This is a genomic window from Salegentibacter agarivorans (assembly GCF_900113135.1).
GTDB classification, from domain to species: domain Bacteria; phylum Bacteroidota; class Bacteroidia; order Flavobacteriales; family Flavobacteriaceae; genus Salegentibacter; species Salegentibacter agarivorans.
Window position 1 is genome coordinate 55,013 of sequence record NZ_FOOH01000014.1, and the last position, 23,815, is coordinate 78,827.

At 36.6% G+C, this 23,815-nt stretch carries 19 protein-coding genes; 14 read left to right on the forward strand and 5 right to left on the reverse strand.

What is annotated here, in order from left to right; all coding sequences use genetic code 11:
• The first annotated feature begins 119 nt into the window (after positions 1–119).
• Genes BM084_RS11515 through BM084_RS11530 form a run of 4 tightly spaced genes read left to right on the forward strand, consistent with a single transcriptional unit; the run spans position 120 to position 8,983 of the window.
• Positions 120–3,491, forward strand: a complete 3,372-nt coding sequence (locus tag BM084_RS11515) for a VCBS repeat-containing protein (protein WP_093304860.1) — start codon at positions 120–122, stop codon at positions 3,489–3,491.
• Positions 3,475–6,741 carry a VCBS repeat-containing protein gene (locus BM084_RS11520; protein WP_093304863.1) on the forward strand — a complete coding sequence of 1,089 codons (3,267 nt, stop codon included), beginning with the start codon at positions 3,475–3,477 and terminating at the stop codon, positions 6,739–6,741. The genes BM084_RS11515 and BM084_RS11520 overlap by 17 nt, the downstream gene beginning before the upstream one ends.
• Positions 6,742–8,076 (forward strand): vanadium-dependent haloperoxidase, encoded by a 1,335-nt coding sequence (locus BM084_RS11525; RefSeq protein WP_093304865.1) that lies wholly within the window; start codon positions 6,742–6,744, stop codon positions 8,074–8,076.
• A gap of 4 nt (positions 8,077–8,080) precedes the next feature.
• Positions 8,081–8,983 (forward strand): GyrI-like domain-containing protein, encoded by a 903-nt coding sequence (locus tag BM084_RS11530; protein WP_093304867.1) that lies wholly within the window; start codon positions 8,081–8,083, stop codon positions 8,981–8,983.
• Positions 8,984–9,331: 348 nt separating this feature from the next.
• Here the strand turns inward: BM084_RS11530 and BM084_RS11535 are convergent, their stop codons facing one another.
• Together BM084_RS11535 and BM084_RS11540 are read right to left on the reverse strand one after the other, a co-directional pair.
• Positions 9,332–9,976: a gluconate 2-dehydrogenase subunit 3 family protein gene (locus BM084_RS11535; RefSeq protein WP_093304868.1), complete on the reverse strand. Its 645-nt coding sequence runs from the start codon at positions 9,974–9,976 to the stop codon at positions 9,332–9,334.
• 11 nt (positions 9,977–9,987) lie between these two features.
• A complete protein-coding gene (locus tag BM084_RS11540; RefSeq protein ID WP_093304870.1) occupies positions 9,988–11,694 on the reverse strand; it encodes a GMC oxidoreductase in 1,707 nt (568 codons plus the stop codon).
• Positions 11,695–11,843: 149 nt separating this feature from the next.
• On the opposite strand from BM084_RS11540, the gene BM084_RS11545 reads away from it, so the two are divergent.
• The 9 genes from BM084_RS11545 (at position 11,844) to BM084_RS11585 (ending at position 20,599) form a co-directional block, all read left to right on the forward strand.
• Positions 11,844–12,857, forward strand: coding sequence for a sugar phosphate isomerase/epimerase family protein (locus tag BM084_RS11545; protein WP_093304872.1), 1,014 nt, complete (start codon positions 11,844–11,846; stop codon positions 12,855–12,857).
• 18 nt (positions 12,858–12,875) lie between these two features.
• Positions 12,876–14,111, forward strand: a complete 1,236-nt coding sequence (locus BM084_RS11550) for a nucleoside permease (protein WP_075327278.1) — start codon at positions 12,876–12,878, stop codon at positions 14,109–14,111.
• A gap of 22 nt (positions 14,112–14,133) precedes the next feature.
• On the forward strand, positions 14,134–15,273 hold the full coding sequence (locus BM084_RS11555; RefSeq protein WP_093304874.1) for a Gfo/Idh/MocA family protein: 1,140 nt from the start codon (positions 14,134–14,136) through the stop codon (positions 15,271–15,273).
• A gap of 12 nt (positions 15,274–15,285) precedes the next feature.
• Complete coding sequence (locus tag BM084_RS11560) at positions 15,286–16,341, forward strand: sugar phosphate isomerase/epimerase family protein (RefSeq protein WP_093304876.1); 1,056 nt, start codon at positions 15,286–15,288, stop codon at positions 16,339–16,341.
• Positions 16,342–16,350: 9 nt separating this feature from the next.
• A complete protein-coding gene (locus BM084_RS11565; protein ID WP_093304879.1) occupies positions 16,351–17,130 on the forward strand; it encodes a 3-keto-disaccharide hydrolase in 780 nt (259 codons plus the stop codon).
• A 122-nt stretch (positions 17,131–17,252) separates the two neighbouring features.
• A complete protein-coding gene (locus BM084_RS11570; protein ID WP_093304881.1) occupies positions 17,253–18,464 on the forward strand; it encodes a bifunctional alpha/beta hydrolase/OsmC family protein in 1,212 nt (403 codons plus the stop codon).
• A 103-nt stretch (positions 18,465–18,567) separates the two neighbouring features.
• Positions 18,568–19,164 carry a superoxide dismutase family protein gene (locus tag BM084_RS11575; RefSeq protein ID WP_093304883.1) on the forward strand — a complete coding sequence of 199 codons (597 nt, stop codon included), beginning with the start codon at positions 18,568–18,570 and terminating at the stop codon, positions 19,162–19,164.
• Positions 19,165–19,265: 101 nt separating this feature from the next.
• Positions 19,266–19,796, forward strand: coding sequence for an RNA polymerase sigma factor (locus BM084_RS11580; protein ID WP_093304885.1), 531 nt, complete (start codon positions 19,266–19,268; stop codon positions 19,794–19,796).
• Positions 19,796–20,599, forward strand: coding sequence for an anti-sigma factor (locus BM084_RS11585; RefSeq protein ID WP_093304887.1), 804 nt, complete (start codon positions 19,796–19,798; stop codon positions 20,597–20,599). The genes BM084_RS11580 and BM084_RS11585 overlap by 1 nt, the downstream gene beginning before the upstream one ends.
• A gap of 207 nt (positions 20,600–20,806) precedes the next feature.
• Here the strand turns inward: BM084_RS11585 and BM084_RS11590 are convergent, their stop codons facing one another.
• From BM084_RS11590 to BM084_RS11600, 3 genes are read right to left on the reverse strand one after another with little or no spacing between them, the layout of a single operon-like run.
• Complete coding sequence (locus BM084_RS11590) at positions 20,807–21,559, reverse strand: LytR/AlgR family response regulator transcription factor (protein WP_093304889.1); 753 nt, start codon at positions 21,557–21,559, stop codon at positions 20,807–20,809.
• A complete protein-coding gene (locus BM084_RS11595) occupies positions 21,559–21,852 on the reverse strand; it encodes a 2TM domain-containing protein (RefSeq protein ID WP_075327287.1) in 294 nt (97 codons plus the stop codon). The genes BM084_RS11590 and BM084_RS11595 overlap by 1 nt, the downstream gene beginning before the upstream one ends.
• A 2-nt stretch (positions 21,853–21,854) precedes the next feature.
• Positions 21,855–23,180 (reverse strand): histidine kinase, encoded by a 1,326-nt coding sequence (locus BM084_RS11600; RefSeq protein ID WP_093304891.1) that lies wholly within the window; start codon positions 23,178–23,180, stop codon positions 21,855–21,857.
• A gap of 190 nt (positions 23,181–23,370) precedes the next feature.
• Between BM084_RS11600 and BM084_RS11605 the strand changes: the two genes are divergently transcribed.
• Complete coding sequence (locus BM084_RS11605) at positions 23,371–23,805, forward strand: hemerythrin domain-containing protein (protein ID WP_075327289.1); 435 nt, start codon at positions 23,371–23,373, stop codon at positions 23,803–23,805.
• Positions 23,806–23,815 lie beyond the last annotated feature (10 nt).

Genomic DNA, 23,815 nt, shown 5'->3' on the forward strand with positions numbered 1-23,815 from the left:
TAAAGAGGCTATCAATGCATTTGCATTTTTAGTCTCTTTTCTTTTAGACTCCTAAATTTTTCTTAAATTTTGTTTAAATTGCCAATTAAAATAGCCTCCCTTCTAACCTGTTTTTCTCAATGAAAATCACTTCTCATCTATCATCTTCAATTTTTGGTTCAATCTTTATTATGCTGTTTTTTATGGCTTGTGCTAATGATAAAACAGAAAATGAAATACCTGCGGAAAAAGAAAATAAGGATGCATTATTCTCCAAAATGTCATCTGCTGAAACGGGAATCAATTTTGAAAATAAAATAACCAATACTAAAGATTTCAACATTTTTAGATATAGAAATTTTTATAATGGTGCGGGTGTAGGTATTGGGGACATCAATAACGACGGTCTACCTGATATTTATTTAACCTCAAATCTTGGTAAAAACAAACTTTACTTGAATAAAGGCGATTTTAAATTTGAAGATATTACAATAAACTCAGGAACGGCAGGAGCAAAAAACTGGAGTACCGGTGTAAGTATGGTAGATATTAACCACGACGGACTCCTGGATATTTATGTGAGCAATGCCGGGAATATTGAAGGTGCAGATCGTAAAAATGAACTTTTTATCAATAATGGAGACCTTACATTCACTGAAGACGCCGCTTCCTATAATTTAGATGAAAATGGATTTACCACCCACGCCGCTTTTTTTGATTATGACGGGGACGGTGATCTTGATGTATATATTCTTAACAATAGCTTTATCCCGGTTTCCAGCCTAAGTTTTAATAACAAACGTGATCTAAGAAGTGAAGATTGGGACTTACCAGAAATTTTTAAAGGCGGTGGTGATAAATTACTACGAAACGATGACGGGAATTTTACCGATGTTAGTGAAGAAGCAGGAATTTACGGAAGCTTAATAGGTTTTGGACTTGGAGTTACCGTAGGTGATGTAAACAACGATCAACTCCCCGATCTTTATATTTCTAACGATTTTTATGAACGCGATTATCTTTATATCAATAATGGTGATGGTACTTTTACTGAAGATATTAAAAACCGTGTTTCCCATTTAAGTCTTTCTTCGATGGGCGCAGATATGGCCGACATCAATAACGATGCGCGTCCTGAGATCTTTGTTACCGATATGCTTCCGGAAAGCGATAAACGCCTTAAAGAAACTTCAGATTTTGAACGATATGATATCTATAAACTCAAAGAAAGTAGGGATTTCTATCACCAATTTATGCAAAATACCCTACAGCTCAATACGGGTGAAAATTCCTTCTCTGAAATCGCATTTCAAAGTGGTGTTGCACAAACAGACTGGAGTTGGGGCGCCCTAATTTTTGATATGGATAACGATGGGTTCAAAGATATTTATGTGAGCAACGGGATCTACCACGATCTCACTAACCAGGATTTTATGGATTTCTTTGCCAACGATATTCTTCAGGAAATGGTTCTTACCGGTAAGAAAAAAGAATTTGATTCCATTCTTAGTGAAATGCCCAGCAATCCTATTCCCAATTATGCATTTCAGAATAATCAAGACCTAACATTTGATAATAAAACTAAAGATTGGGGCCTAAATGAACCCAGTTTCTCTAACGGCTCTGCTTACGCCGATCTGGATAATGATGGTGATCTAGACCTTGTTGTCAATAACGTAAATCAGGAGGTATTTATTTATAAAAACAGAACTTCAGAACAATTAGAAAATAATTACCTGAAATTAAATCTAAAAGGGGAGGGAAAAAACACTTTTGCTATTGGTAGCAAAGCCCTACTCTATTTTGACAACCAGGTGCTTTCACAAGAATTAATTCCTACACGAGGTTTTCAATCTTCAATAGATTACAGCCTAACTTTTGGCCTGGGAAAAACTAAAAAAATCGATTCTCTCCAAATTATCTGGCCCAATAAAGCTACACAAGTCATTAAAAATCCTACGATCAATACCACTTTACAACTGAGTCAAACAGAGGCGAATTCAACTTTTAATTCAGATAAAAAACAAACGCAACCAATTCTTACTGAAATAAATACAAAACTTCAAAACCACAAAGAAAATAATTATATAGACTACGATTATGAAGGTCTAATACCAAAAATGTTATCGCGTGAAGGCCCGGCATTAGCTGTAAGCGACATAAATGGTGATGGAAATGAGGATTTTTATTTAGGAGGCGCAAAAGGCCAGGCCGGAGTTCTTTATCTACAGAATAATTCAGGAAGCTTTAGCGAAAAGAATCTCGAAGTTTTTACCTCAAATTCAAGTTTTGAAGATACCTATGCAGTTTTTGCTGATGTAAACGGCGATAATAAACCAGACCTGATAGTAGGTTCAGGCGGGAATGAAGCTAACGTTGATAAAGAAATATTTCGCGATAGAATTTATATAAATCAGGGAAATGAAAGTTTTAGCGCTTCAGAATATCAACTACCTAATTCTGCACAAAATACTTCAGTGATCGCGCCATATGATTTTGATAATGATGGTGACATAGATTTGTTTATAGGAAAGAGAAGCGTGCCGGGAATTTTTGGAATTAACCCCAAACATCAGCTATTAGAAAATGACGGTAAAGGCAGTTTTAAAGATGTAACCGATGCTAAAGCTTACATACTTAACGACCTGGGAATGATAACCGATGCCACTTGGGAAGATACAAATGCTGATGGGAAAAAAGATCTAATTTTAACCGGCGACTGGATGGCGCCTAAAATTCTTCAAAACAACGGAAATTCTTTTAACCCGGCAGATAATAATCTGAACGAATTTTCCGGAGCCTGGACAGGTTTATCGGTTTCAGATATAAATGGGGATGAAAATCCAGATTTTATTTTAGGAAATCGCGGTACCAACTCGTTTTATCAAACTTCAGCCGAAAATCCGGTTAAAGTTTATATCAACGATTTTGATAATAATGGTACTATAGAACAAATTTTTACCAGAAATATTGATGGCAGAGATATCCCAATTCATTTAAGAAGAGAACTGGCAGGGCAAATTTCAGCAATAAAAAAGCAGAATCTTAAATTTTCAGAATATGCTACGAAGTCAATTCAGGAACTTTTTTCAGAAAAAATTGTTGAAAATTCTATTGTAAAAGAGATAACCACTTTTAAAAGTTTTCTTGCTTTAAATAATGCTGAAGGTAATTATGAGTTTAAAGAACTTCCTACCGAAGCACAGTTATCAAGTATTCACGCTATTGAACATCTAACTACCAAAAATGGAAATAGTTATTTTTTACTCGCCGGAAACGATTTCAACTTAAAACCCCAATTTGGGCGTTTGGATGCAAGTAAAGGGCTTCTCCTAAAGGTGAGTGGGAATGGTGATATGGAGATTATATCTTCAGAGAAATCAGGATTTTTAGTTGAAGGTGAAGTGAAACACATAAGGAAAATATCAAATAAAAATGCAGAAATTCTTATTCTGGTAGCCATAAATAATCAGGAACCAAAAATTTTTAAGTTTGATGAGAAAGCTCTTTAGCCTGGTATTTTTATTCATCTTTCTCACTTCCTGTGAAAAAGAAAAAACTTCGGAAGATTTTCTTTTTGAAAACCTACCGGCAGAAACCACAGGCCTAAATTTTAGCAACGATCTTACTGAAACAAATGCGCTAAATATTTTAGATTATTTGTATTTCTATAATGGCGGCGGCGTTGCTGTGGGCGATATAAATAAGGATGGTTTACCAGATATTTACCTAACCGGAAATCAGGTAAAAAATAAACTTTTTCTTAATAAAGGAAACTTGCAGTTTGAAGATATTACCGAAAAGGCAGGAGTTTCAGGCACGTCCAATTGGAATACAGGAGTAGTTATGGCCGATGTTAACGGTAATGGGTTGTTAGATATCTATGTTTGCGCAGTATCTGGAATAAACGGTTTAAACGGGAAAAACGAATTATTCATCAATAATGGTAACGGCACATTTTCTGAAAAAGCTGAAGAATTCGGGCTCGATTTTCAGAATTATTCTTCTACTGCTGCTTTTTTTGATTTTGATAATGATGGCGATCTGGATATGTACCTACTTAATCACGCTGTTCACACGGTGAATACTTACGGCCCTGCAGATATTAGAAATAAACGTATTGCTGAAAGCGGTGATAAACTTTTAAGAAATGATAACGGAAAATTTGTGGACGTTAGCGAAGAAGCCGGGATTTATGGTGGCGCAAACGGTTACGGACTCGGAATCGCAACTGCCGATTTTAATAACGATGGTTTCACAGATATCTACGTGAGTAACGATTTTCACGAAGATGATTATTATTATTTGAATAATGGAGACGGTACTTTTACCGAAACGCTAAAATCTAAATTTGGGCATGTGAGTCGGTTTTCTATGGGAAATGACGCCGCTGATGTGAATAATGATGGATTTATAGATATTCTTACCCTGGATATGCTTCCCCAGGATGAAAAGGTTGTAAAAGCCTCTGTAGGAGACGACCCACGCGATTTAGATAAATTAAAGACCGAAGAATTAGGCTATCATTACCAGTACACCCGAAATATGCTGCAAATAAATCAGCAGGGGGATTACTTTCAGGAAACCGGTCTTTTAAGCGGTTTAGCTGCTACAGATTGGAGTTGGGCTCCCCTATTTGCCGATTTTAACCAGGATGGCTTTCAGGATCTTTATATAGCTACAGGGATACCCAAACGTCCCAATGATTTAGATTATATAAAATACGTTTCCAGCAACCAGATACAGAAAAAAATAAATAATACACGTTTAGTAGATAATGAAGCTTTAGAAATGATGCCTTCGGGAAAGGTGCATAATTACGTTTTTAAAGGTTCTAACAGCCTAAATTTTAAAGACCAATCGGGGAAATGGATGGCTCGAGATTCGGTTATTTCTACGGGTCTCGCCTATGCCGATCTGGACAATGACGGGGATTTAGATATTGTAAGCAATAATATTAATGCAAATGCGAGCATTTATGAAAATCGGGCAGACTCAACCTCTACCTATTTAAAATTATCTTTTAAGCTAGATACTCAAAATACCTTTGGCATTGGCACCAAAGCCATTGCCTGGCAGGAAGGAAAAATGCAAACGCGCCAGCTTTATAATTCCAGGGGATTTCAGTCTTCTTCAGAACCCATTATTCATTTTGGTTTTCCGAAGAAAGAAAAGTTAGATTCGTTATTGATTATCTGGCCAGACAATACTTACCAAAAAAAGGAAAAACTGGATTTAAATCAGCATTTGGTAATAAGTCCGAACCAAAAGCGCGATGCTATTGATTATAAAAAACTTTTCCTTGCGCCAAAGCAATGGTTTGAAAAGGTAGATTCTCTACCGGGAATTACTTTTAACCACAGAGAAAACAGGTATACCGATTTTGACAGGCAAAAATTGATTCCTTATCAAATTTCTGACCGTGGGCCCGCGGTGGCCGTTGGCGATTTAAATGGGAACGGGCTGGATGATATCTTCTTCGGAAATTCTAAATTTGAACCTGCAGAAATTTATTTTCAGCAGGAAAACATTTTTAAAAAGCAGGATTTTAAATTGTTGAAAAATGATGAAAAAACCGAAAATACATCAGCCATTATCGCAGATCTCAACCGGGATGATAAGAATGAACTTTTTGTCACTTCAGGTGGTGGAGAATTTTACGGGGAAGCAGATGCCCTTTTAGATAAATTATATTGGTTTGAAAACGGTGAATTAAAAGCTAAAAAATTACCGCAATTTTTTGAAAACACTTCAGTTGCGAAATTAGGCGATATTGACGGCGATGGCCACCTGGATATTTTTGTGGGTGGTGCAGCAGTTTCCAACGATTTTGGCAAGATCCCTTCCTCCTACCTGCTCATTAATGAAAATGGTAATTTCAGAATCCAGGAAAATTCAGAGCTGGAAAAAATAGGAATGGTTACCGATGCGATTTGGACAGATTTTGACCAGGATGGCCAGGAAGATCTAATTGTTATTGGAGAATGGATGTCACCTCAATTCTTCAAAAATAATAATGGAAGTTTAGAAAATATTTCAGGAAAAATACTGGAAGAAAAGCTAAATGGGCTTTGGCAGCGTATTATTCCTTTTGATATAAATAACGACGGAAAAATGGATTATTTACTCGGAAACTGGGGCCTGAATACTAAATTCCCAGCTTCGGCAGAATTTCCGCTAAAAATGTTTTATTCAGATTTTGACAAAAATGGAAGTACAGAAACAATTATAGCTTATGCCAAAAATCAAAAATATTATCCCGCAAACGGGCTCGATGAACTGGTAGGCCAGCTTTCCTATTTACGAAAGAAGTTCCCGCAGTATAAAGATTTTGCCGGGAAAACTATTGAAGAAGTTTTTGAAAAAGAAACCCTTGCAGAAGCTAAATTACTGAAAGTGCATACAATGGCGTCGGGATATTTGCTAAATCAGGAAGGAAAGTATATTTTTAAGCCTTTTGAAAGTGCATTACAGGTAGCGCCTATTTTAGCATTTTTAAAAGCCGATTTTAATAAAGATAATCAGGAAGAAGTACTGGTTGCCGGCAATTATTTTGGAATAACGCCCTACCACGGAAGATTTGATGCGTTAGCGGGAAATTTAATCACGCAAAATGGTGAGGTTTTAGAAGGAGTTGAACTGGGATTAAATCTTACTCAAAAGAGTGTAAGAAGCCTTGATTTAATTAATTTTAAGGGAAAAGATTATCTTATGCTAAGCCTGAACAATGGTAAACCACAATTTTATAAATTGAACAATTAAATGAAAAAATATCTTTATTTTTTTATAAGCACATTAATTTTAACTTCCTGTTCCCAGGAAGAAAAACCTATTGTAGTTACAGCCGAGAATTATCACCAAACGGTAGATAAAATTACCGATATTATGGTGCACGATATTTTTTCACCACCGGTAGCCAGCAGAATTTATGCGTACTCCAACCTGGCTGCTTATCAGATTATGCGGCAGGAAAATAAAGATTTAATAGATCTCACTTCAAAATTTGAAGAGCTGGAACCTATCCCTAGTGTCGATTCTACTGCAAATATCAATTATAAACTCGCCGCGCTTGTGGCAAAAATAGAAATTGGAAAAAAATTAATTTTTTCTGAAGATTTACTTACCACTTACCGTGACAGTCTCTACACAGAATGGGAAAAAACGAATAAAGATGAGTTTAACTCATCAAAAGATTATGGCCTGGCGGTTGCTCAGCATCTTTCCTCCTGGATAGATAAAGATAATTATAAAGAAACCCGCACTATGCCCAAATACTCGGTGTATAGTGACGATCCCAGCCGTTGGCAGCCTACCCCTCCATCTTATATGGATGGTATTGAGCCTCACTGGCCAAAAATTAGACCTTTTACATTAGATTCTGCCTCCCAATTTAAACCTTTACCTCATCCCGAGTTTTCATTAAAAAAAGGAACCGCCTTTTACGATGAGCTCGTTGAAGTCTACGAGATTAAAAACGAAATGGAGAAAAAAGGAGACGAAGCCGAAGAAATGAAAATTGCTCAATTTTGGGATTGCAATCCTTATGTGTCTACCCAACGCGGTCATCTTATGTTTGCGACTAAGAAAATCACTCCTGGCGGGCACTGGATGGGAATTTGCAAAATTGCTTCTAAAAAGGCAGAGTTAGACTTCGCACAAAGTTCATATGCTTATACCACAACTGCTATCGCTTTGGCCGACGGGTTTATAAGCTGTTGGGACGAAAAATACAGAAGTAACCTGGTAAGGCCTGAAACATTAATTAATAAGCATATAGACGAGAATTGGAAACCTGTACTGCAAACTCCGCCCTTTCCTGAATATTCTAGTGGGCATTCTGTAGTTTCGGGGGCGGCTTCTATTGTTCTTACCCGTATTTTTGGTGAAGAATTCAGTTTTGAAGATGATACCGAGGTAAAATATGGTTTACCGGTAAGATCGTTTACTTCTTTTTCCCAGGCTGCCAACGAAGCGGCAATAAGTAGATTATATGGCGGAATTCATTACCGCTCTGCTGTAGAAAATGGCATTGTACAGGGAAGAAATCTTGGCAACCACGTAGTAGAAAACCTCAACATACAACCCCTCACCTACTAATTTAATGTCCAAAAAATTCTGGCTACTGTTTCTTACTGGTTTACCTGTGCTTTTTCTGCTATGGTATTTCGTAATTAAAAATGACGATTATACTATTAAGTTCGAGGCGAAAGCGCTTCCCGGCGAAATAGTTTACAGGGTAGATTCACCTATTTTTGATAAAATGAAGGTGGAAAATTCTGAAATTAAATCTGATTTATCACAGGTAATTCAGGAAACAGAATTGAATTCAGAAAGCTATGAACTCAATTGGATTATCAAACCAAAGAACGATTCCATCACCCAGGTAAAAGTAGAAATTAACAATAAAAATAATTCTTTTGAACACCGTTTCTTATTGCTGACAGGCCAAAATAATTTTCAAAAAGAAATGAAAGCTGAAATTGCCTATTTTAAAAAAGCTCTATCTACCAATAGAGCGTTATATAACGTACAAATTGAAGGAAAAAGTGTTACTCCTCAGAACACCTGTGCCTGTATTACAACCAACAGTAAAGTAGATCAAAAAGCTTTTGAAATGATGAAGACTATAGATATACTTTCTAATTATATCCTAGAGAATGATTTAGAAACCCTGGGCAGACCTAGAATTCTAATTAATTCCTGGAATAAACAGACTAAAAATATCAACTTCAGTTTTTGCTTCCCTATCGCAAAAATGCAAACCTATCCTAAAGATTTATTAATTGATATTCAAAAAATTACTTCAGAAAAAGCTTTAAAAGCGAGTTTTCTCGGGAATTATATGTTTTCGCATAATGCCTGGTTTCATTTACTTGATTATGCCGAAAAGAATAATATTGAGGTTAAAAGTGAAAATATCCTGGAAATCTTTAAAGATAATCCGCAAATGGGTGGAGATGAATCTTTATGGGAAGCTGAAATATATTTACCAATAGTAGAATAGAATACTATCTCTTATCCTCTCAGTGGTTTTAAGATTCTAATAAATAAATAAAGCCTGAAAAATTCTGAAATTTGTCATCCTGAACTTGTTTCAGGATCTAAGATAATTGATAATCAAACCACGTTAGAAGCTAAAACAATCCCAAAGATTCGGGGTAGCTTAACGAAAATAATACTTTTTAGACTTTCTTTTAATACGGTAAAAACCTGAATTAAACTGCGCGGCTGGCAGTTGTGGGAAAACATAGTGTGTCTTCAAAACAAGTCTGGATGCATTTAATACTAAAAAAACCTCACAGGTTTTTAAAACCTGTGAGGTTTGATATTTATTCCATGTACTTCTTAAAACTTAAAGCGACATAGCTTTGCCCCCGCCCAGTTCATCTACGGGACCACAAGCAATATACTCTCCTGGAATTGGATCGTACCACATTACTTCTTCCCCAATTTTTTCACTGGTCTTATAGGCCCAAATTCCCATACTTCTTACTTCTTCCAAATAAGCTAAAGCACCGGCATCTGCATCTAAAGTTATTTTTTGATCTTTATCCTGCGGATCCTGGGTTTCGGTATTTCGTTTAGCTATTTCATCTCTTTCTGCCGGAGTTGCTCTAAGATATTTTGCTACAATTTGCTCATATTCTTCAGCATTACCTTCTCCTGCATCTTTATCAAATTCGTTTTTAAACGCCCTGGAAAAAGCATCAGCAGATTGTTTGAATTTGTCCTGCCTGTCCTGGTGAGCAACCTCTTCCATATAAGAATCTATGAATTCGGCTATATTTAAATCATTAGCACCAGGAGTATCAGTTTTTGGAATAATAACTTCTAAAACCTGTTTTAACGCGAAACCGTTAGCAGCGCTTAAAAAAGTTGGCTCCCAGTTATAAGAAGGATCATTTTTACAGCTTTGCAAAAGGTTTAAAGTAGTGGGACCTACAATAATAGCTCCCGCGCCAAGTCCTATATTTCTTAATGCTTGTCTTCTATTCATAATCCTAATAATTAAGCGTTAGATGATTTTTTAAAGTTTTTAGAAGCGTGATCTGCTGCTCTGGCAGTCATAGCCATATAAGTTAAAGAAGGGTTTTGGCAACCTGCAGAGGTCATAAAAGAACCATCGGTAACATATACATTAGGAACAGCGTGCACCTGGTTGTTTCCGTTTAAAACCGAAGTTTTAGGATCTCTACCCATTCTGGCAGTTCCCATTTCGTGTATTCCAAGTCCCGGTGCGCCAATATCATCGTAGCCCTGCACATCTTTAAATCCGCCTTTTTCCAGCATCTCTACTGCCTGGGCTACCATATCTTCTCTCATTTTGAGTTCATTTTCCTTGAACTCGGCATCAAAAGTTACTGTTGGTAAACCCCATTCATCGGTTTTATCATAATCCAGCGTCATTTTGTTTTCATGGTAAGGTAAGGTTTCCCCAAAGCCCATTAAGCCCATAGTCCAGCCACCTGGTTTAACGATAGCTTCTTTTAATTCTTTTCCATAGGAAGCTTCAGCAATACCTTCACTCCAGTCTCCACGACTCGCACCACCCTGATAACCATAACCACGGGTAAAGCCTAAATTATCGCTTCCGTTAATATTTCTAAAACGAGGTAAATAGATTCCGTTAGGCTTTCTTCCTTTATAATATTGATCTTCAAAACCATCATATTTACCAGATGCTCCAGCTTTAAAATGGTGATCCATTACATTATGTCCCAGTTCTCCACTATCGTTCCCCAAACCATTCTCAAATCTATCAGATTTTGATTGCATTAGGATGCTTGTAGAAGCAATGGCAGAAGCACAAAGGAAGATAACATTAGCTTTAAATTCTATTTCTTCTTTAGTTTCGGTATCTATAACTTTTACCCCTGTAGCAAGTTTAGTTTCAGGATCGTAAATTACTTGATTTACTACAGAATTAGGTCTTAAAGTCATATTGCCAGTTCGTTCTGCCGCCGGTAATGTAGAAGAGTTACTACTAAAGTAAGCGCCGTAAGGACAACCTCTAATACAACGGTTTCTAAATTGGCAACTAGACCTACCTTCAAATTCTTTATCACCAGTAATATGCGCAACCCTACCTGCGGTTAGCACACGGCCGTCACTAAAATTGTCGGCCATACTTTTTTTAAGGTGATCTTCAACGCAGTTTAGCGGCATTTGCGGCAGAAATTTCCCATCGGGTAATTGGCTTAACCCAAGGTTTTCACCACTCACGCCAATATATGATTCAACATAATCATACCAGGGTGCAATATCTTTATAGCGAATTGGCCAGTCTACACCGTGGCCATCTTCTTTATTGGCGGTAAAATCTAAATCACTCAAGCGGTAGCTGTGACGTCCCCACATAATAGATCTTCCTCCCACGTGATACCCACGCATCCAGTCAAATCTTTTTACTTCATTATAAGGGTGTTTAATATCGTCTACAAACCAATGTGCGCTGGCTTTATTAGTAGTATAACCGGTACGTGCTTGTTTTTGCTGACGTTTTTCTTCTTCTCGTGTTAATTGTCCTTTAAACTTATAATCCCAGGGATCATCGTTCATTGTTGGATAATCTTCAATATGTTTTACCATACGTCCACGTTCAAGCACAAGGGTTTTAAATCCTTTTTCACTAAGCTCTTTGGCGGCCCAACCACCGCTAATTCCTGTACCTACGACTATTGCATCATAAGTGTCTTTTTCATAATAATTGCTCACTGTCTTGTAGTTAATTAATAATTTAGTTAATCGAATGCCTTCAAATATATAAATTTATGGTTATAATTTTGCTTCTTTAAAAAAAAGTATACTTTTAAGATTTTAAACTATCAGTAAAATCACATTCTAATAACCCTTAAACCTATTTTATGAACCTAAGACCAACCAAACTTTCTTATTATTTATTATTCCTTTTTATCTCCTTCGGAATTTTTTCCTGTAAAGATCAAAAAGCTGAAAAAGACAACGCAGCAACCGCTGAAGTTAAAACCGAAGAAAATGCTGAACCATTTTTTAAACTTTCTCTTGCTCAATGGTCTCTTAATAAGCCAATTTTTGCCGGGGAATTAGATCCAATAGATTTTGCTGAAAAAGCGAACGAAATGGGATTTGAAGGCATTGAATATGTTAGCAGCTTTTACGGCCAGCGCATTAGTGAAGCCAGTAATCCTGAAGAAGCAATGCAAAAAGTGCTGGATACTTTAAAGGCAAAGAGCGAAGAATTTGATGTAGAGAACGTTCTAATTATGGTAGACGGTGAAGGCGAATTAGCCAGCCCCAACCAGGCAGAACGTGAAAAAGCCGTAGAAAATCATAAAAAATGGGTTGATGCCGCTAATTTTTTAGGCGCCCATTCTATAAGAGTTAATCTTTTTGGTAGTGAAGAACCGGAAGAATGGAAAGCTTCAGCCGCCAAAGGCTTAAAAGCGCTTAGCGAATATGCAGCTGGAAAAAATGTGAATGTTTTAGTAGAAAATCACGGATATCTTTCTTCTAACGCGGCACTTCTTGTTGAAGTTATTGAAGATGTAAATATGGAAAACTGCGGTACCCTTCCAGATTTTGGTAATTTTTGCCTTAAAAGACAGGGTGGTGAACGTTGGGAAGCAAAATGTGTAGAGGAATATCCAAAGTACCAGGGAATAGAAGAAATGATGCCTCATGCAAAAGCTGTGAGCGCAAAATCTTACGATTTTAATGACGAAGGGGAAGAAACGAGCCTTGATTATGAGAGAATCTTAAAAATTGTTCAGGATGCAGGATACACCGGTTTCATTGGGGTAGAATATGAAGGAGGAAATTTATCTCCTGAAGAAGGTATAAAAGCCACTAAAAAACTTTTAATAGAAGTTGGGAGCAAATTAAACAGCAACAATAACTAAGAGAAGCTACAAAAGATAATGAAAAGTTTAACCAGATTCCAGCTATCAACCATGATGTTCCTCGAATTCTTTATTTGGGGAGGGTGGTTTGTAACTTTAGGTACTTTTTTACCACAAAATTTAGAAGCCACAGGTGCACAAACGGCTATGGCTTTTTCTACTCAATCCTGGGGAGCAATTGTAGCTCCCTTTATTATTGGGCTAATTGCCGACCGTTTTTTTAATGCCGAACGCATCCTTGGGGTACTTCATCTTATTGGTGCCTTATTGCTTTATATGATGTTTCAGGCAGAAGATTTTAGCAATTTTTATCCTTATGTTTTAGGGTATATGATTATTTATATGCCTACCCTGGCTTTAGTAAATTCCATTTCTTTTTATCAAATGTCAGATCCTTCTAAACAATTTTCAAGTATTCGAGTATTTGGAACCATAGGATGGATTATTTCAGGATTAATAATAAGTCTAGTTTTTGCATGGGATTCTGCCGAGGGCCGTGCAGAAGGAATGCTTCGATATACCTTTTTAATGGCTGCTATAGCTTCTGCTATGTTAGGTTTATTCAGTTTTAGTCTACCTAAAACTCCACCGAGTAGCAAAGGAGAAAAAGTTTCAATTTCCGATATTTTAGGACTGGAAGCAATTGGCTTACTTAAAGGCAAAAACTTTCTTATTTTCTTTATTTCCTCTATTCTAATTTCTATTCCACTGGCTTTTTATTACCAAAATGCCAACCCTTTTCTTTCTGAAATTGGAATGGAAGATCCTACAGCAAAAATGTCTATAGGCCAGGTTTCAGAAGCTTTGTTTCTTTTACTTATTCCTTATTTCTTCAAAAAATTCGGTTTTAAGATTACCATCCTGGCAGGAATGTTAGCCTGGACGGTTAGATATTTGCTGTTTGCCTATGGAGATACCGGGGAACTTGCTTTTATGTTAATAATAGGAATTGCACTTCACGGAATTTGCTATGACTTTTTCTTTGTTTCGGGACAAATATATACCGACTCCAAAGCGGGGCCAAAAATTAAAAGTGCCGCTCAGGGCTTAATTACTTTAGCCACCTATGGTGTGGGGATGCTTATTGGTTTCTGGGTAGCCGGGCAGGTTAGCGACATGTATTTGAACGCCGATGGCAGCCATAATTGGGAACAAATTTGGATCTTCCCCGCAGCATTTGCTTTTGTAGTTCTTATATTATTTGCTATTTTCTTTAAAGATGAAAAAATAGCCAAAAAAGATATTGAAATATAACCAATCAAAAAATTACTGAAATATGGGTAAAAAAATAAAATTAGGAGTTTTAGGCGGCGGAGGAGATTCCCTTATAGGAGTTTTACACCGGGTAGCTTCTTCTATGTACGATAAATTTGAATTTGTTGGCGGGGTTTTTAATCCAGCATTAAAAGAAAGTCAGGAGTTTGCTAGAGAACTTGGCATTGGTACCGATAGAGTTTATAAAGATCTGGACCATTTAATTGTAGAGGAAGCCAAACTGCCTGAAGAAGAGCGCATAAAGGCTGTTTCTATTCTTACCCCCAACTTTTTACATTTTCCAATGGCAAAACAGCTGCTGGAAAACGGTTTTCATGTGATCTGTGAAAAGCCAATGACCACCACTTACGAAGAAGCAAAAATACTTGAAGAGACACTTACCAAATCTAAAACGGTTTTTGCGGTAACCTATACCTATACCGGTTACCCAATGATTAGGCAAATGAAAGAAATGATTGCTGCCGGAGAGATTGGAGAAGTTCAAAAAATTGACGTGCAATATTATCAGGGTTGGATTAATTCAATTATACACGATAAAGAAGAAAGAAACAGTATTTGGCGACTTGATCCCGAAAAAGGTGGAATAAGTTGTTGTATTGGTGATATTGGAACCCACGCTTTTGATATGATTGAATATGTAACAGGCCTGGAAGTAAAAGAGCTTTTAGCCGACCTGAACTACGTATATTCCGATAATAAGATGGATGTGGACGGCACTGTGCTTCTTCGTTTTTCAGAATTTGTAAAAGGAGTGCTTAGATCAAGCCAGATCGCTACCGGGGAAGAAAATAACTTTGCGGTAAAGATTTATGGAAAAAAAGCCGGTTTAAAATGGGAACAGGAAAACCCAAATTACCTTTACAAATTAGAAGAAGGGCAACCTATGAAGGTTTTAAAACCGGGGCACGAGTACAATTCTGCCCTATCTTTAGACGGCACCAAACTCCCTCCGGGACATCCAGAAGGTATTTTTGATTCTATGGGGAATATTTATAAAGGAGTTGCTCGCGCCATTAATGGCGAAAAATATCACCCTGCTGAATTTCCTACAATGAAAGACGGCATACGTGGAATGAACTTTATAGAAAAAGTAGTAGAGTCTCACGCTAAAGGAAATGTTTGGATAAAAATAGACGCATAAAAAATTAATGAGATGAAAACAGTAAAAGGACCTGCGGTTTATTTAGCCCAATTTATGGATACAGAAAAGCCTTTCAATAGTTTGGATGGTTTATGCGAATGGGCAGCAGATTTAGGATATAAAGGAATACAAATCCCAACTTGGGAATCAGCTTTGATAGATTTAACCAAAGCGGGGAAAAGCAAAGATTATTGCGACGAGATTAAAGGAAAAGTAGAATCTTACGGACTGGAAATCACAGAGCTTTGTACCCATTTACAGGGACAGCTCGTGGCAGTCCATTCTGCGTACGATACTATGTTTGATAATTTTGCTCCAAAAGAAGTTAAAGGCAATCCAAAGGCCAGAACCGAATGGGCCGTAGAACAAATGAAAAGTGCAGCCCGCGCAAGCCGTAATTTTGGTCTTGATGTGCACGGTACATTTAGCGGGTCTTTGCTTTGGCATACCGCTCATCCCTGGCCGCAAAGACCGGAAGGTTTGGTAGAAATGGGATTCAAGGAACTTGCAAAACGCTGGCTACCTATTTTAAATGAATTTGATGAACAAAACGTAGATGTTTGTTATGAAGTTCACCCGGGAGAAGACCTTCACGACGGAGTTACTTTTGAACGCTTTCTTGAAGCAACCAATAATCACAAGCGGGTTAATTTATTGTATGATCCTAGCCATTTTGTGCTGCAGCAATTAGATTATATTTCATACATAGATCATTACCACGAATTTATTAAAATGTTCCACGTAAAAGATGCTGAATTCAACCCTACCGGGAAAAAAGGTTCTTTTGGTGGTTACGGTGATTGGATAGATAGAGCGGGAAGATATAGACATCCCGGAGATGGCCAGGTAGATTTTAAAACTATTTTTTCTAAATTAACCGAATATGGTTGTGATGTTTGGGCAGTTCTTGAATGGGAATGCTGCATTAAATCGCCAGACCAGGGCGCTCGTGAGGGAGCTCCTTTTATTCAAAGTCATATTATTGAAGCTACTCAAAAGAAATTTGATGATTTTGCAGGAAGTGAAATTGACGAGAAGAAATTAAAACGAATCTTAGGAATCAACTAATTATATAAAATGAAAAAAATAAGTTTAATTCTAGTAACGGCTACAATTATGGCCACCGCCTGTAAATCTGATAATAAATCAGACAGAGAAAACCAGGAAGCAAAAGAAGCCTATGAATCTGATGCAGCGAACGATACTACGGCAATGGCTAATAATGAGGAAAATTACACCAACTTGTTCAACGGGCAAAACCTTGAGGGCTGGAAAGCCTTTAACGCCGATTCCATTTCAAACCAGTGGCAGGTAAAAGATGGCGTGCTTGCTTTTACCCCTGCTGAAGGAGAACGTGAAGGTACTGAGAATCTTATTTCAGAAAAAACCTATACTAATTTTGAACTTTCTCTTGAATGGAAAATTTCAGAAGGAGGAAATAGCGGAATTATGTGGGGCGTTCAGGAAAGTGAAGAATTTTCTGAACCATATTTAACAGGTCCCGAAATTCAGTTATTGGATAATAAACTGCATCCAGATGCAAAAAATGGTGAGGTTAGACAAGCCGGTGCCCTTTACGATATGATGCCGCCAAGTGAAGATAAAACCAAAAATGCGGGAGAATGGAACAAAACCGTAATTAGAATTAACCATAAAACCAATAAAGGTTCGGTACGTTTAAATGGAACTTTAATAAACGAGTTCCCGGTACATGGGGAAGAATGGAGCAAATTGGTAGAAAACTCAAAGTTTAAAGACTGGGAAGATTTCGGTAAAAATCGGGAAGGCCACATTGCTTTACAAGATCATAGCGATAAAGTTTGGTTTAGAAATATTAAAATAAGGGAACTGGAATAAGCAGAAACCTTCTTGTTATTAAAAGCTGATTGAAATTCAAAAAATCCATTTTTTTGATAATTCAATCAGCTTTTTTGTTTTAGCCATTGCAAACAATTTGTACCTTGAATAAAAACTTATAGATGAAAACGGAAAAAGTAAACTTTAAGAATAAAAATAGAGACGATTTATCTGGATATTTAGAGCTTCCATTTAACCAGGATCCTCATAATTTTGTGCTCTTCGCCCATTGTTTTACCTGTAATAAGAACTTTTTTGCTGCTAAAAATATCAGTAGAACGTTGGCCCAAAACGGCTATGGAGTATTACGTTTCGATTTTACAGGACTGGGAGAAAGCGAAGGAGAATTTTCAGAAAGTAATTTTTCAGGAAATATTCAGGATCTTCTGGCTGCTGCAACTTATTTAGAGGAAGAATTTACAGCACCCAGCCTTTTAATTGGACATTCGTTAGGTGGTGCAGCAGTTTTATTCGCTGCAAAAGAATTAAAATCGGTTAAAGCGGTAACCACTATAGCAGCGCCTTCAACTACTGCTCATGTTCAGCATTTAATACAAAATAATGTTGAGGAAATTGAGAAAAACGGTGAGGCACAGGTAAATATTGGCGGTAGACCTTTTAAAATAAAGAAGCAATTTCTTGAAGATATTGATAAACACGAATTAAAATCTTACCTGGGTGAGCTTAAAAAGTCACTGTTAATAATGCACTCGCCACAGGACAAAATTGTAAGTATTAAAAATGCCGAAGAACTTTATATTGCTGCCCGGCATCCTAAAAGTTTTATTTCCCTGGACGGTTCGCAACATTTGCTTGCCAATAAAGAAGATGCCTCTTATGCCGGAAATGTTATTGCTTCCTGGGCTTCAAGATATTTAGACATTCCTAAGAAAGAAGTACCAGAATCGGAAGCTGATGTGGTAGCAGGCTTAGAAGCAGAAGATGGGTTTACCACCCAAATGAAGGCCGGGAACCATACTTTCCTGGCAGACGAACCTATAAAAGCCGGCGGTAAAGATTACGGCCCTACTCCATATCAGTTCTTATCTTCTGGCCTGGCTTCCTGTACTTCTATGACGCTTCAAATGTATGCTAAACGAAAAGACTGGCCTTTAGAAGACGTTGAAACCCACGTTCATTATTCCCGCGAACATAGTACAGATTGCAAAAACTGCGAAGAGAAAACTTCAAAAATAGATACTTTTAGAAGGGAAATTAAGCTCGTTGGGGATTTAGATGAAAAGCAAAAACAAAGACTTTTGGAAATTGCCGATCGTTGTCCGGTACACAGAAGTTTAACTTCTGAAACAAATATTACTACCAAACTAATTTAGAATGCTGAAAAACTGAGTTTGTTAACCTATCCTTAAATCTTTGGTCAGGCCTTGGGATAGGCTTAATTTAGTAATGTTTAATCTAAAAACCAATCAATAGATTATGAAAAGAATAAGTTTATCATTAGTATTTTGCGCCTCTTTATTTATAATTGGCTGTAAAAACGACAAAAAAGACAATGACGCTGAAAACGCTGCCGAAACAGAAATGAATTCTGAAATGGAAGCACAGCAAGACGAGGAAGAAGTTAAAGAAATAACTGTACCTCTAGAGCCTAAAAGCGGAAGCAACTTAGGTGGTGAAGTAACTTTTACCCAGGAAAATGGAGAAGTTACTATGGAAGCTACCATCACAGGTTTAGCCGAGGGTCAACACGCGATCCATATTCACCAGAAAGCAGACTGCTCTGCTGAAGATGGAACTTCTGCCGGGGGCCACTGGAACCCAACCAACGAAAAACATGGTAAGTGGGGTGATGCTGAAGGCTACCACAAAGGCGATATAGGCAACTTTGAAGTTGATGCCAATGGAGAAGGTACTGTGAGCATGACTACAGATGAATGGTGTATAGATTGTGACGATGAAAACAAGAATATTGTTGGAAAAGCAATAATAGTTCACGACGGAGTTGATGATTTCACCTCTCAACCTTCTGGAGACGCAGGCACCAGAGTTGGATGTGGAGTAATAAAAATGTAAATCTTTTCACATAAGAATTAATAAAAAGCGGCAATTTGCCGCTTTTTATTTTTTTACACGGGAGTTTATCATATTTTTACCCGGCAAGTCATTATATATTTATGCAACAAGACGCTTTAATTTTAGAACTTCAAAAGGGTAACGAACGTGCCTTTGAGCGTATTTACCATTTATATTCTGAAAGTACTTATGGAATTATTTTTACCATAATTAGAGACGAAAAAGTTGCTGAAGAAGTATTGCAGGATGTGTTTTTAAAAATCTGGGACAAAGCACCCAGTTATAATTCAGATAAAGGTCGTTTTTTCACGTGGATTCTTAATATTGCCCGAAATGCTTCTATAGATAAAATACGATCTAAAGATTTTAAAAACGACCAACAAAACCTTAAGACCGATAACTTTGTAGATATATTAGAGGCTAAAACTAATTTCTCTGAAGCTGTAGATTCTATAGGTCTTAAAAAGTACATAGACGCTTTAAAACCGGTTTGTAAAAAATTGATTGATTACTTATTTTTTAAAGGCTATACTCAAAAAGAAACTTCAGAAGAATTAGATATACCACTGGGAACGGTGAAAACCAGAAACCGTGTTTGTATAGATAAATTAAGAGCAATGGTAATTAAGTAATGGATATCCAAAAGTACATATCGTCTGGAATTCTTGAACTATATGTTTATGGAGCACTTTCTGAAAAAGAAAGTAGTGAGGTTAGTCATGTGCTAAAAGAATATCCTGAAGTTAAAGCCGAAGTTGAAGAAATTGAAAAAGCATTACTTACACTTTCGGCTGCTACGGCTCCAAATAATGCCGAACATTTGATTTCTTCAATAAAAGAGAAGTTAAGCAAATCACCAACGGGAACCGCTCCGGTAGCGACTCCTGTTAGAAGCATAAACTGGATTACTTACTCAGGTTGGGCAGCAAGTTTATTATTGCTTATTGGCCTTTTCGTTTTCTTTAACCGAACCAGCGAATTAAGAGAAGAATTGCAAGCTGCCAATGCCAGAAATGTTCAAATGGAAGAACAAATCGCTAACGCACGTGAGGATGCTGAAAAAGCAGAAGAATTACTTGCGGTTATAAGAGACAGAAACGTACAGCGAATCCCGCTAAAAGGTCAGCAGGTAGCTCCTGAAGCCTTTGCTTCCGTTTATTGGAATACACAAGAAAACACCGCTTATATAGATGCAAAAGAGCTACCTGAACCTCCCAGAGGAAAAGTTTACCAGGTTTGGTCACTTACCATGCAACCTCTTACTCCTACCAGTTTAGGTTTACTGGCAAATTTTGAAGCCGATGATAATAAAGTTTTCAGTCTGGAAAACCCAAACCAGTCTGAAGCTTTTGGAATTACCCTGGAGCCTGAGGGTGGTAGTGAAACTCCAACAATGGATCAGTTATACGTTTTAGGAACTGTAGCTGCACCTTAATTTTAAAACAAAACATTTTAGTTGAATCTCCATCATTAAAAAATGAAGGTTCGCCATATCTTATACAGCAAACCTTCATATAACCAACCAAAAAAATAGAAATAGAAAACCGGAAGAAAACAAAGTTGTTTAAAATCCAGTCTTCATTAATATTTACGAAGAAATAAGTCGTAAGGTTTTAAAATATTCTACTTTAACAGTTTAAGGTTAAGAAATCCAATTTTTAAAGTCTTTAACCCGCTCCCGACTTACAATTAATTGAAACGCTGAAAAAGCATTCAACTTAACTTCTAAACGGCTGTTGGTGTAGCTAATAATATCTTCTATGCAATCAATATTCACAATAGATTTACGATTAATTCTGAAGAATTTTTCAGGATCCAGGTCGTTTTCCAGGTTTTCAAGCGAAATATCTACAGGATAATTTCTACCGGAAGTGGTTGTGAGGTAAGACGCTTTATTTTCAGAATAAAAACAACAAATTTCGCTGGTTGAAATAATTTTTAGATGCTGCCCAACCTGAATGGTAAAACGGGTTTTATAATCTGGTTTGCCACCGGTTTCAAGAATTCTTCTAAAAGCATTAAAATCAATTTGGGAATTATTCTTCTGGTAATTTTCCCTGAACTTGTTCACGGCATTTTCCAATTCTTCTTCATCTATGGGCTTCAGCAAATAATCTACACTATTTAGTTTAAAAGCTTTTAGCGCATATTCATCGTAAGCAGTGGTAAAAATCACAGCACTATTGATTTTTACCTTGTCAAATATTTCAAAGGAGATGCCATCACTAAGTTGAATATCAAGAAAAACGAGATCGGGTTCAGGATTTTTATTAAACCACTCAATTCCTTCTTTTACCGAGTGTAACATAGTATTTACTTCCAAATCCAGCTTTTTCAGCATTCTTTGTAAGCGGCGTGCGGCAGGTTTTTCGTCTTCAACAATTACTATTTCCATTACTCCCAACGTTGTTTTTCTTCCTTCTCCATATATTCCCTAATTTTTCGTTCTTCCCAGCGTTTATCAAACATAGGGTTTAATCTAAAGGCTTTTAGAGCATCGAAGGCTAAACCAATTCCCCAACCGCCTACAACCCATAAAAACCAGGGATATTCCCATTGATTTGTATAGTAATTGATTCCGGCTAAAAATAAATTCACTAAAATATAGGAGAATAAATGATTGTAGAACTCCCGTAATTCTTTAACCCGTTCCCGGGCTTTTAAATATTTATCTTCTGAAGTTTCCATAATTAGTTGATTTTATCTTTTTGCATTAATTCTTTAATTTTTCGCTCTTCCCAATTTTTTCCAAGTAAAAGATTATAATTAAAAACCGATAAGCCGTGAAAAAACACTCCTATGCCCCAACCTATTGCCGGAAAAATAGCCCATATAAATCCGCTGTAGGTGAGGTAATTGAATAATCCCAGTACAGGAATTACAATTAAATAAGATGTTAAATTTGCATAGAATTCGCGCTCTACTTTTACTTGCTTCTTTGCCCGTAAATAAGCGTCCTGCTCGGCAAACACCGGTGGTTTTTCTTCCATTTTTACAATTTTGGTTAACAGCGGTAATTTTACGCTGAAAATGTTATTTGAATTGTCTATTTGCACTTTCCTATCGGTTAGCAAATGATAGCGCTGTTTAATATTTGAAAGTCCTACTCCACTACCCCGCTTGAGAATTGCTTTGGGCTGAAGATTATTTTTCACCACCAGATTTCTATCTTCTTCTACAATGCTAATCTCTAATGGATTTTCAGAATTTACAGTGTTGTGTTTTATAGTATTTTCTAAAAGTAATTGCAGTGAAAGCGGGACAACTTTTGCTTCGGGATTTTTTAAATTTGAAGGAAAATTAAAAACAATAGCATCTTCAAAACGCATTTTAAGTAATTCCATATAGGTTTTGGCGAATTTTAATTCTTCTTCAAGATCAACCAATTCCTTATTTTTTTGCTCAAGAACGTAACGATAAACCTTTGAAAGCGCACTGGTAAACTTTTGTGCCTGCTCGGGGTTTTCATCAATTAAAGCACTTAAAACATTTAAACTATTAAATAAAAAATGCGGATCTAATTGATTTTTAAGCGCATCAAATTTAGCCGAAGCCGTACCGGCGATTATCTTTTGCTCCTTTACCTTCTTTTCTTGTAAAGCTTTGTAGAAATAAATAAGATGGAAAAACAGGGAAATAATAGTAGTGAAAAGCAAAGGAAAAAGATAAAAAGACATTCTTTCGTTGCTCAAAAATTCCTGAAATGGGACTCCATCATAAACTACGTGATGCAATAAGCGACAAAAAAAGAAACCTATTAAGGTTAGAACCACAGAGCCAAAAGAGCCTAAAAGTACTTTTTTTAAGGTTGCATTCTCCCAGCTAATTTTCGCTCCAAACCACCAGAAATAACTCGCATTTATAAAGGTGAGGATAAAACTGTAAGAAAAATATAGCAGCCAGGTTTCTAACTCCAGGAAAATTTCAAGATTAAATTCACTAAAAAGTAATTCAAGAAAAACCACCAGGGCGGTTATCACCAAACTAATCTTTAATATTTTCAGAAAAAATTTCATCAATTTTTATTTACAGGAGCTAAGATGCGAGAAAGTCAATTTCTTTACTAATTAAAATTTCTGAATTGTAGAAAACTTAAGCTGAACCGTAATTATTCTTTAGAACCGATTTAAACTATAAAGAAATTACCTGATTATATTTTCTTTAACTTATAAATCAATAATTTCGATGCAAAACCCATACTAAATTATGAATATTTTTGAAGCATTACGCCAGGAACACGAAATACAACGCGATCTCGTAGCTAAATTGGTAGAAACCCACGGTGATACCGAAGAAAGAAAAAAGATTTTTGAGCAGTTAAAACACGAATTAAAAATTCACGCCGATGCAGAAGAAAGGCATTTTTATATTCCGTTGATAAAGAAAGATCTTACACAGGAAAAAGCCAGGCATAGTGTGGCCGAGCATCACGAAATGGATGAACTAATAGAAGAATTGGAAGATACTGAAATGGACGCTTCTAACTGGCTAAAAATCGCTAAAGAACTAGAACATAAGGTAACTCACCATCTTGATGAAGAAGAACAGGAAGTTTTTCAAATGGCCGGAAAAGCCTTAACCGAAAAACAAAAAACCAGCCTTGCAGAAGATTATAACAAAGAGATAAAGAAAATGAGATAATTGTAATTTT